The sequence below is a fragment of the Streptomyces sp. NPDC058221 genome, from assembly GCF_042882365.1.
GTDB lineage: Bacteria > Actinomycetota > Actinomycetes > Streptomycetales > Streptomycetaceae > Streptomyces.
The window spans coordinates 1-9,493 of record NZ_JBHVWF010000221.1; the positions used below are offsets into that span (position 1 = coordinate 1).

The 9,493-nt window shown below is 66.4% G+C and carries 7 protein-coding genes; 6 read left to right on the forward strand and 1 reads right to left on the reverse strand.

Going from position 1 to position 9,493, the window contains the following annotated elements; translation table 11 throughout:
- Positions 1 to 481: 481 nt before the first annotated feature.
- Positions 482 to 1,174 (reverse strand): hypothetical protein, encoded by a 693-nt coding sequence (locus ACFVW8_RS36775; RefSeq protein WP_389697965.1) that lies wholly within the window; start codon positions 1,172 to 1,174, stop codon positions 482 to 484.
- 113 nt (positions 1,175 to 1,287) lie between these two features.
- Here ACFVW8_RS36775 and ACFVW8_RS36780 point away from each other — a divergent pair, with 113 nt between their 5' ends.
- The 6 genes from ACFVW8_RS36780 to ACFVW8_RS36805 all read left to right on the forward strand — a co-directional run bounded on the left by ACFVW8_RS36780 (position 1,288) and on the right by ACFVW8_RS36805 (position 9,472).
- Complete coding sequence (locus tag ACFVW8_RS36780) at positions 1,288 to 1,938, forward strand: TetR/AcrR family transcriptional regulator (RefSeq protein ID WP_389697967.1); 651 nt, start codon at positions 1,288 to 1,290, stop codon at positions 1,936 to 1,938.
- A gap of 809 nt (positions 1,939 to 2,747) precedes the next feature.
- Positions 2,748 to 4,007, forward strand: a complete 1,260-nt coding sequence (locus ACFVW8_RS36785) for an ABC transporter substrate-binding protein (protein ID WP_389697977.1) — start codon at positions 2,748 to 2,750, stop codon at positions 4,005 to 4,007.
- Positions 4,004 to 5,017, forward strand: coding sequence for a carbohydrate ABC transporter permease (locus tag ACFVW8_RS36790; RefSeq protein ID WP_389697969.1), 1,014 nt, complete (start codon positions 4,004 to 4,006; stop codon positions 5,015 to 5,017). Before ACFVW8_RS36785 ends, ACFVW8_RS36790 begins: the two co-directional genes overlap by 4 nt.
- Positions 5,014 to 5,922: a carbohydrate ABC transporter permease gene (locus tag ACFVW8_RS36795; protein WP_389697971.1), complete on the forward strand. Its 909-nt coding sequence runs from the start codon at positions 5,014 to 5,016 to the stop codon at positions 5,920 to 5,922. The genes ACFVW8_RS36790 and ACFVW8_RS36795 overlap by 4 nt, the downstream gene beginning before the upstream one ends.
- Before the next feature lie 233 nt (positions 5,923 to 6,155).
- The gene (locus ACFVW8_RS36800; protein ID WP_389697973.1) at positions 6,156 to 7,958 is read left to right on the forward strand and encodes a glycoside hydrolase family 27 protein; all 1,803 of its coding nucleotides are present in this window, start codon (positions 6,156 to 6,158) and stop codon (positions 7,956 to 7,958) included.
- A 380-nt stretch (positions 7,959 to 8,338) separates the two neighbouring features.
- Positions 8,339 to 9,472 carry a PucR family transcriptional regulator gene (locus ACFVW8_RS36805; protein ID WP_389697975.1) on the forward strand — a complete coding sequence of 378 codons (1,134 nt, stop codon included), beginning with the start codon at positions 8,339 to 8,341 and terminating at the stop codon, positions 9,470 to 9,472.
- The last annotated feature ends 21 nt before the right edge of the window (positions 9,473 to 9,493 follow it).

The following is a 9,493-nucleotide window of genomic DNA, read 5'->3' on the forward strand; positions in this document are numbered from 1 at the left end:
CCGGTGGTTGGGCTTCTCGTTCTGTGGGGCGTGCGGCGCGCCGCGGCGGCCCCCCACGCCGACCGGGCCTGTGGTGGTGCCGTGGCGAACGGGTCGAGCGCACCCGCAGGTGGCCGTCCGGCATGGTGTGCGGCTCTGCATGGCACACCCTGCGTGCCACGTCTGCCCGGCGACTGGAGGGCGCCCGGCGTGGTGGAAGGCGCCATCTGGTCTTCATTGGTAACGGACTGTACGCACCGGGTGGGGTTTTCCGGAGCAGAGATACCGTCGACAGGGTCACGCTCGGGGGCCCGACTGATGTCGGCCCCCTGCAGCAGGCGTTGACGGCTGCTTCGAACTGCTCGCCGGTCCGGGGACGACTGCCGGACGGAGCCCAGAGCGGTCCTGCCAGGGTGCCTGTGGAACGCGGGTGCCGCCGGCGGCCACGAAACCCTGGGTCTCACTCGCGGCCGGCCCGCGTGGCGGGCCGACGCGTTCTCTCTCAGATGCGGGCAGCCGCTGCGGCGACGATCCAGTTCCTGAACTCGACGGCGTAGTGCCGAAGGTGGTGCTCCAGGACCTCGTCCGGGCACGTGACGGGGAAGTACACCGTCAGGTTCGCCGTGAAGCCTTCGTCGGTGTCACCGAACTGGATCAGCGCCCGCCCGACGACCGTGCCGTCGGCCAGGAAGAGGTTCGAGGACATCTTGCGCGGGAACTCGGATTCCGGGAGGAGTTCCGCCGCGTCCGTGGCCCAGGTCAGGGCTGCCGTTCCCCACCCGCCCATGTAGAAGTCGGCGACGTGGGGACCGATGTTCTCCACCACGCGCGCTCCGATGGAATCGGTGCCCATCACGTAGTGCTCGGGGTGCGCCGCGAGGAGGGGGCCCTCGTCGCCCGCGAACGCCTTGTCCATCCAGTCCAGGAACGCACCTGAGGTGAGACCCTGCGCCGTGAGCACCGTCGTGCCGGCCTTGAAGTTTCCGTCGGACGTGCGAGCGCTCTCGCGCAGGAAGGCGTTGCCTTCCTCGATGTCCTCGGCCAGGAGGTCGAGCAGCCCCTGGCGTCCCAGCCGCGCCCTGTAGCGGTCAAGGGCGCGGCGCGCGTAGAACAGCTCGAAGTCGTCGATGCTGCCACCGGTGGGCCCTGACGTAAGCGTCACGGTCACGGGCGATGACGTCTGGTTGCCGGTCATTCTCGAACCTCCATAGAATGCGAATGTGAATTCATGTTCGCATTAGGTTACGCGCAGGAGTGAGTCACTTGTCAAGAGAACCTGCTGAGGCTGTCGCCGATACCATGCGTGACATGACCGAGGAGCCAGATCGCCCACCGCTCTACCGAGAGCCCCGGCAGGCGCGCAGCGCGGCGACCTTGGCTCGCGTACTGCAGGCGGCCGAGGAGATCGCCTCCTCGACCGGCCTGGAGGAAATGACGATCTCCGGTGTCGCGGAGCGTGCCGGTGTCTCGGTCGGCACGATCTACCGTCGCTTCGACGACAAGGAGCAGCTGGTCACCGCCCTGGCCGAGCGGATGCTGGAACGCCGCGAGGGGTACGTCGCCGAGCGGCTGCGCGCGGCCGAGCCGTCGCTCTCCGGCGTCATGGACACCTATGCGCACGCGCTGCTGCAGTCCTTCGCCGAGGGCAATAAGCTCTTCCCCGAGCTGCTGCGCGCACGGGGGGCCAAGGCGCTGGACCGCGGGGCCCAAGCCATCACCGAAATCCACCGCCTCCTGATCGAAGCCGCAACCCCCTATGCCGACCGGATCCGGCGCTCCGACCCGCAGGCAGCCCTGGACGCCGCCGCCCGCGCGCTCCTCGGTGCCTGCTTCCATAACTCGGTGCGCCCAGACCCCATCATCGGCGAGGTCGCTCTGCGCCGGTACGCGGACGAACTCGGCGACATGGCGATGGCCTACCTCGTCACTCTCGACCGCGACCACACTGCCCGCTCCTGAGTCACCGGCGGAGCCAAGGCGGGCTTCAGGGGCTGGCGGGTCACGTCGGGCTCGGCAGAGGCTATGTCGTGAGTGCTCGTTCCTTCCGCACAAGAACTAACAGGAGGTCCGGGTCGGTGCGTGAGGTCGCACTGGTTCGGCACGTTTCACCCCGGGTCCGGCCTGCCGGAGTGGGCCCTCTGTCCCATTCTGCCGTAGCGCCAACGGGCATGACCGAAGCGGGCGCAGGAGGCTCGCTGCCGATCCGACGGGCCTCCTGCGCCGACTGCTTCGGCCTGATCGCGCGGGTTGCGAACATGGTCGACGAGTTGAGGCCGCGGCAATTCGGTGAACGCAAACCCGGCAGATGGTGCAGGGCTCTGCTGAGGTGACGCCGACGGAACGCGCGATTCGTTCGCTGTCGCGCCCCGGTTGACCTGGGGGTTGTGTCAAATCGCGTGCTGGAGTGAGGACTTGGCGGCTGGCGCACATCGAGGCGAGTCGCGAGGAGCCGCTCCAGTGGCGGGCGGCCGGTCGTGTCGGGTTCCAAAGTTGTTTGTGGCCGCGAACGTAGACGCATCTGTGAGACGGGCGTAGAACTACGCCAGCGATCGATTGCGTTGCAAATTGGTGGCTTCTGTTGGAAACAACTGGGACGGGGCAGGCGAGAACCCGCTCCGGCTGCATACCCGGCCGGCCCACCGTCCCTCGGCTCACATCATTCACGCCATGGAGGCATCATGTCGGCTGTCGACCCGGACAGAGACGTCGTCACGCCCACCCATACACGCAGGAGTCTGCTCAGGGGTGTGGGCGCCGCTGGACTGACCGTGGCCGCCGGTGGTCTGCTCGCCGCCTGTGGAGACGACTCGGAATCCAGTGACTCAGGAAAGTCGTCGGGCCCCGTGGCGGGCAGCACGGTCACCTTCGGATCGAACTACTCCGACCCGGCGACCAAGGAGGCGTTCGCCGCGCTGACTGACTCCGCGACGACGTCGACCAAGGTGAAGGTAAAGATCAACACTGTTGACCACAACTCCTTCCAGCAGAACATCACCAGCTATCTGCAGGGCACTCCGGACGACCTCTTCACATGGTTCGCCGGATACCGCATGCAGTACTTCGCGGCGCAGGGACTCGCCGCGCCGCTCGATGACGTGTGGGAGAAGATCGGTGGCAACTTCGGCCCTGTCGCCAAGAAGCTCTCCACCGGCCTCGACGGCCATCAGTACCTGGTGCCCCTGTACAACTACCCGTGGGTTGTCTTCTACAGCAAGAGCCTGTTCAAGAAGAACGGCTACTCGGTGCCGACCACGTGGGACGCGTACCTGGCGCTGTGCAAGAAGATGAAGTCCGACGGCCTCATCCCCATCGCGTTCGGTGAGAAGGACGGCTGGCCGGCCCTGGGCACGTTCGACATCCTCAACATGCGGATCAACGGCTACGACTACCACGTCAAGCTGATGAAGCACGAGATCGCGTGGACCGATCAGGGCGTGAATACGGTCTTCCAGCACTGGGCGGAAATGATGCCCTACGTGCAGAGCGGCGCGAACGGCCGGACCTGGCAGGACGCGGCCAAGACTCTGGAGTCCAAGAAGGCCGGGATGATGTTCCAGGGCACCAACCAGGTGGCCGCACAGTTCGTCAGTGACAAGGCGGACCTGGACGACCTGGACTTCTTCCCCTTCCCCGCGATCAATCCGAAGTGGGGCCAGGACTACATGGACGCGCCCGCCGACGGCTTCATGCTCAGCGACAAGGCCAAGAACCCCGCTGCGGCCAAGGCTGTCCTGGAATACATCGGCACGGGCGCGGCCGAGGCCGAATACCTCAAGACCGACCAGTGGGACGTCGGTCTGGCCAAGGGCCTGAAGATGCCGACGTACAACGCCATCCAGAAGAAGTCGGTGGCCGAGATCGCCAAGTGCAAGGCCGTCGGCCAGTTCATGGACCGGGACGCAGATCCCGCCATGGCCACCGCGATGATCTCCCTCGTCCAGAAGTTCGTCGGCGACCCCAGCACGAGCGGCATCGCGTCTCTGCAGAAGAACGCCGAGTCCCAGGCGAAGGCGATCTACACCGGATGAGCACAGTCACCCGCACTCATCGGTTGCCGGCGCCGCCCGGTCGCCCGCCCGCCCGGCGGAAGCGCCAGGGGCCGCGGCGGCTGCGGCACCTGAGCACCTCCGACCGCGTGGTCGTCGCCCTGATGCTCGGCATCCCCCTGCTGCTCAGCCTGGCCTTCGTGTGGGCCCCGGCGCTCGGCACCGTACTGCTGTCGTTCACCCGGTGGAACGGCGTCGGCGACCTGCACACCAAGGCATGCGACCCGGCCCTGCCCTCCATCCTGAACAACGGGTGTGTGAACGGCGTCCAGAACTACCACCAGGCCGCCACCAACTACCCGGAGTTCTGGCCCGCAGTCCAGCACAACTTCATCTGGCTCGCGGTCTTCGTCGTGATCGCCACCCCGCTCGGGATGGTGTTCGCGGTTGTCATCGACCGCGGCATCAGCGGCAGCCGCATGTACCAGAGCATCCTGTTCCTGCCGGTCATGCTCTCGCTGGCCCTTGTCGGCATCATCTGGGAGTTCATGTACTCGCAGAACTACGGCGTGATCAACACCGTCATCGGCCGCGCCGGGGACAACAACGCCATCGACTGGCTCGGCGACCCGGACCTCAACCTGTGGGCCGTTCTCCTGGAGGCCACCTGGCGGCAGGCGGGGTACGTGATGGTCCTGTACCTCGCGGGCCTCAAGGCCGTCGATCCGACCCTTCGCGAGGCCGCCCGGATGGACGGTGCCAACGCCTGGCAGACGTTCTGGAGGGTTGTCTTCCCCGTGATGAGACCGATCAACGTCGTCATCATGGTGATAACCGTCATCGAGTCGCTCCGTGCCTTCGACCTCGTCTACATCACCAACAAGGGCATCAACGGTCTGGAGCTGCTGTCGGTCCTGGTGACCTCCAACATCGTCGGCGAGACCCAGCGGGTCGGCTTCGGCTCCGCCCTCGGTGTCGTACTGCTCCTGATCTCGCTGGTGCCGATCTGCCTCTTCCTCCGCCAGACGTTCCGCAGGGAGGGAACACAGTGAGTCCGACGACGCTGCCGAGGGGCGCGACACCGGCGCGCGACGTCCGGCCGACGCGACCACGGGGCCAGGTCCTCTCGCAGGTCTTCCTGGTCAGCGCGTCCGTGCTGTGGCTGCTGCCGATCCTGTTCGCGCTGTACATCGCGGTCCGCCCGTACGCCGACACCCGCAAGCACGGATACGTCTCGCTGCCGCACAGCCTGACGCTGAGCAACTTCGGCGACGCGTGGTCCCAGGCGAACATGGGCCGGTTCTTCTGGAACTCGATCCTGATCACGGTGCCGGCGGTCGTCATCGTGCTCGCACTGGCTGCCGGTGCGGCGTTCGTCCTGACCCGGGTGAACATCAAGGTGAACGTTGCCCTGCTCATCCTGTTCACGGCGGGGAACCTGCTGCCCCAGCAGGTGATCATCACGCCGCTGTTCCGGATGTACCTGAAGATCCCGCTGCCCTCGTTCCTCAGCGACAGCGGCCTGATGTACAACTCCGCCTTCGGCCTCATCACCATCAATGTGGCCTTTCAGCTGGGATTCTGCGTCTTCGTGCTCAGCAACTACATGAAGTCGATCCCAGGGGAGATGTACGAGGCCGCGCTGGTGGACGGAACGAGCCTGTGGACCCGCTTCTGGCGCCTCACGCTCCCGTTGTGCCGTCCCGCCCTGGCCGCTCTGGCCACTCTGCTGACGACCTGGATCTACAACGACTTCTTCTGGGCCATCACGCTGATGTCGTCCGGCGACAAACGCCCGGTCACCTCCGCGCTGGCGAACCTCCAGGGGCAGTTCGTGAGCAACCAGAACCTCATCGCCGCCGGTGCCATGATCGCCGCTGTCCCGACCCTGGTGGTCTACGTCCTTCTGCAGAAGCAGTTCATCTCAGGGCTCTCCCTCGGAGCCAGCAAGGGCTGAGCGCCGGCACGTCGGGCCGTCGGAACGCTGCCCCGCATCCGCGCGGACGGTGTCCCGGTGGCGACCCCAAGACAGGCGCGTTCTCCCGAACAAACACTGATCACCCCATTTCGCGCCGTCGTGGGCAAGGCATGAACGAGGCCCGGCGCCGGGTACCAGGGCGAGAAGGGGAACTTCCGTGATCCTGCACGGCGCCGCAGGACACCCGCTCCCAGGAACGAGGATGAGGACACATGAAATCTCGATGGCTGGTGATGGCGCTCGCTCTCACCGTCGGCACCGGACTGGCGGCGCCGCAGGCGTTGGGGTCGCCGAAGGAGGCGCCCCCAACGGCAGCGCAGGCCGCGAAGAACGTGGTGGACGCGGCGCCGATGCTGGACAACGGTCTGGCGGTCGACGCACCGCTGATGGGCTGGAGCGGCTGGGGGTTCCTGCAGCGGGATCCCACAGCAGGGAAGTTCAAGGCGCAGGTCGACGCCCTCGTCTCCAGCGGGCTGAAGGACCTCGGCTACAACTACGCCAACATGGACGACTTCTGGTACAAGTGCCCCGGAAGCCAGGGCCCTGACGTGGACGCCAACGGCCGCTGGGTGACGGACGGATCACTGTTCCCGGGCAGTGGTTCCAAGGACGGCATGGAGACCCTCGCCGACTACGTACACGGCAAGGGCCTCAAGTTCGGCCTGTACGTCACGCCGGGCATTTCCGCTCAGGCGGTGGAGAAGAAGACGAAGATCAAGGGCACGTCGTACACCGCGGATCAGATCGCCACGTCGAGCAGCGCGAGCAACTTCAACTGCAAGGGCATGCGGAACATCGACTTCAGCAAGCCCGGGGCACAGGAGTTCATCGACTCCTGGGCGGACCAGTTCGCCGGCTGGGGCGTGGACTACCTGAAGCTGGATGGAGTCGGCCCGTCGAAAACGGCCGATGTCACGGCCTGGTCCAAGGCATTGGGGCAGACCGGTCGTCCGATTGCGCTGAACCTGTCTGCGAGCCTCTCGGCCTCGAACGGTGCCACATGGTCGAAGCTGGCCAACTCCTGGCGAATCGACGGTGACATCGGTGCCAGCCCGAAGGGCCAGAGCTTCCCGCTCACCAGCTGGGCGAACGTATCCAAACGATTCGACGACGCGGCCAAGTATCAGCCGTACGCGGGGAAGGGGGGATGGAACGACCTGGACTCGTTCGGTGTCGGCAACGGTGACAACGACGGCATCACCCCGCCGCAGCGCCAGACGAACATGGCGCTCTGGGCGCTGGCCGGATCCCAGTACATGCTGGGTGCCGATCTGACGCATCTCGACCCGGGCGACAAGGCGCTGCTGGCCAACAAGCGGCTCATCGCGATCGACCAGGACGGCATTCCTGCCTCCCGGGTGATCAAGAGTGGCAACGAGCAGGTCTTCGCCAAGCGTGAGAAGAACGGCACGTGGTACATCGGTGTGTTCAACACCGACACCTCGTCCAGTCACACCTTCAGTCTCCCGCTGGCGCAGCTCGGGCTCAGCGGCTCGGCGAAGATCACCGACGTGATCAACAACGACAAGCCGCTGGGTACCGTCAGCACGTACACCACCAGCGTGGCCCCCGGTGGAGTCGCCCTCATCGCGGCGGTCCCCACCTCCGGGACAGGCGGCACCGGTGCCCTGGTCAGCGCCCAGTCCGGCAAGTGCGTCGACACCGACGGTGGCAACGTCTACCTTTCCGGCACCAAGGAGCAGATCTGGGACTGCAACGGCGGCCTCAACCAGCAGATCTCACCCACCTCCACCGGTGAACTGCGCACTATGGGTGCCACGGAATGCCTGGACGTCTTCGAGAACGGGACCACGCCCGGAACGAAGGTCTCGCAGTGGAACTGCCACGGTGGGACGTCTCAGAAGTGGACCGTGAAGAGCGATGGCACCATCGTCGCGCAGAAGTCCGGCCTGTGCCTGGACGTGAAGGGTGCCAAGACCGCGAACGGCACCGAGCTGCAGTTGTGGACCTGCAACGGCGGAGCGAACCAGAAGTGGAGCTGGGACCAGCACTGACTCCGGCCGGATCCAGCCGAAGGGCCCCCAGGTGCTCCGGCCGCCGGCCGGGGCACCATCGGATGTGGCGTCAGCCCTCGGGGGACGCCCATGAGGGCCGAACTCGCTCTCGGCCGACTCCGGCGCGACGGGCGGACTGGCCACAGGAGTGCTGCCCATGTCGAAGGGCATTCGACATGGCAACAGGAACAAGGTTGCCGCGGGCTTCGCCATAGTGTGGCCGTGCCGTTCATAGCGGGCTACGGAATGCGCACTGATTTCATCGCGTCGACTTTGTTCCACGGGACAATGTCCGTAAGTAGGCTGCCGACATGGAGTACGAGACCCCTACAGCCTGGCCCGTACGTCGGAGCATGCCGGACCTCGCCACCCTTGCCCCCTTGACCCACAGCACACTGACCGCCGCCGTCGCCCGCCTGCGCACGCTGCGCGACGTCTTCGCGGACCGCCTCATCACGCTCATCCGCCGGCACGTCCCTGGCTATGCGGTGCTTTCGGACGAGGAGCTCCGATCCTCTGCCTGGCGGTTCATGGACATCCTCGTGTCCGAGCTCTCCTCCCTGCGCGTTCCCGACGCTGCTCTGCGAGAGATGCTCCGTGACTACGCGCTCGAGCGCGCCGCCCAGGGGATTCCGCTCGATGTGCTCACCATCGGCTACCAGCTGGGCTCCCGCGCGATGCTGGCGCTGCTGGACGAGGTAGCGACCGAAGTGGGCCTGCCCACCGACCTCTTGCTCGCTGTGCACGACAGCACCTGGGAGTTCTCCAACGAGGCATCCGCGGTGTTCGCCCGGGTCCACCATGATCTTGCCCTGGAGCGCGCACACTTCGACGCCGAACGCCGCTCGGCCTTCGCGAGTGGTGTGCTCAGCGGGACCTTCCCGGCCGTGCGCATCAATCGAGACGCCCACCTCTTCGGGCTCGCCCCTCAGACGCATCATGTGGCACTCGCCGCGCAGGCCGCGTCAGCCGACGAAGTCGACGCGGTCCGTCGCACCATCGCCTCCGCTCTTCGCGTACCGGCCGATCGGCTCCTGCTCGCCCAGGTCGGGCCAGTACTCGGTTTCATCGCGCCGAGGGCGCCCGAGGCAGTCGGCGGTCACCTGGTGGCGGTCGGTCCGCGGCTTCCGCTCGAACAACTCGACACCGGGTTCGATGAAGCAGTGCTGGCGCTGTCGACCGCACGGCGATTCGCCATGTCGGGTGTCGTGCGGCTGTCCGATCTCGGGCCGCGACCGCTCGTGCTGTCCGACTCACACATAGCCGAGGGCCTGTCCGCACGTCACCTGACGGCACTCGATGTCGCGGGACGCTCGAACAGCGAGATCGAGCAGACGGCGCGCGAGTACCTCGAATGCGACCAGGACGTGCGGGAGGTCGCCGCGCGGCTCGCCGTGCACCCGAACACCGTCCGGTACCGGGTGAACCGATTCCAGGAACTCACCGGACTGAACCTGCGGCGCACCGAGGATCTGGTGACCTCGTGGTGGTTGCTGAACCGCCGACGCTCCTGAGGCCGGATCCGGCCTCAGGAG

Excerpts from the sequence above, each read along its gene's own strand:
- ACFVW8_RS36775 (WP_389697965.1), bottom strand. The coding sequence starts at position 1,174 with ATGACCGGCAACCAGACGTCATCGCCCGTGACCGTGACGCTTACGTCA.
- ACFVW8_RS36780 (WP_389697967.1), top strand. The coding sequence starts at position 1,288 with ATGACCGAGGAGCCAGATCGCCCACCGCTCTACCGAGAGCCCCGGCAG.
- ACFVW8_RS36790 (WP_389697969.1), top strand. The coding sequence starts at position 4,004 with ATGAGCACAGTCACCCGCACTCATCGGTTGCCGGCGCCGCCCGGTCGC.
- ACFVW8_RS36800 (WP_389697973.1), top strand. The coding sequence starts at position 6,156 with ATGAAATCTCGATGGCTGGTGATGGCGCTCGCTCTCACCGTCGGCACC.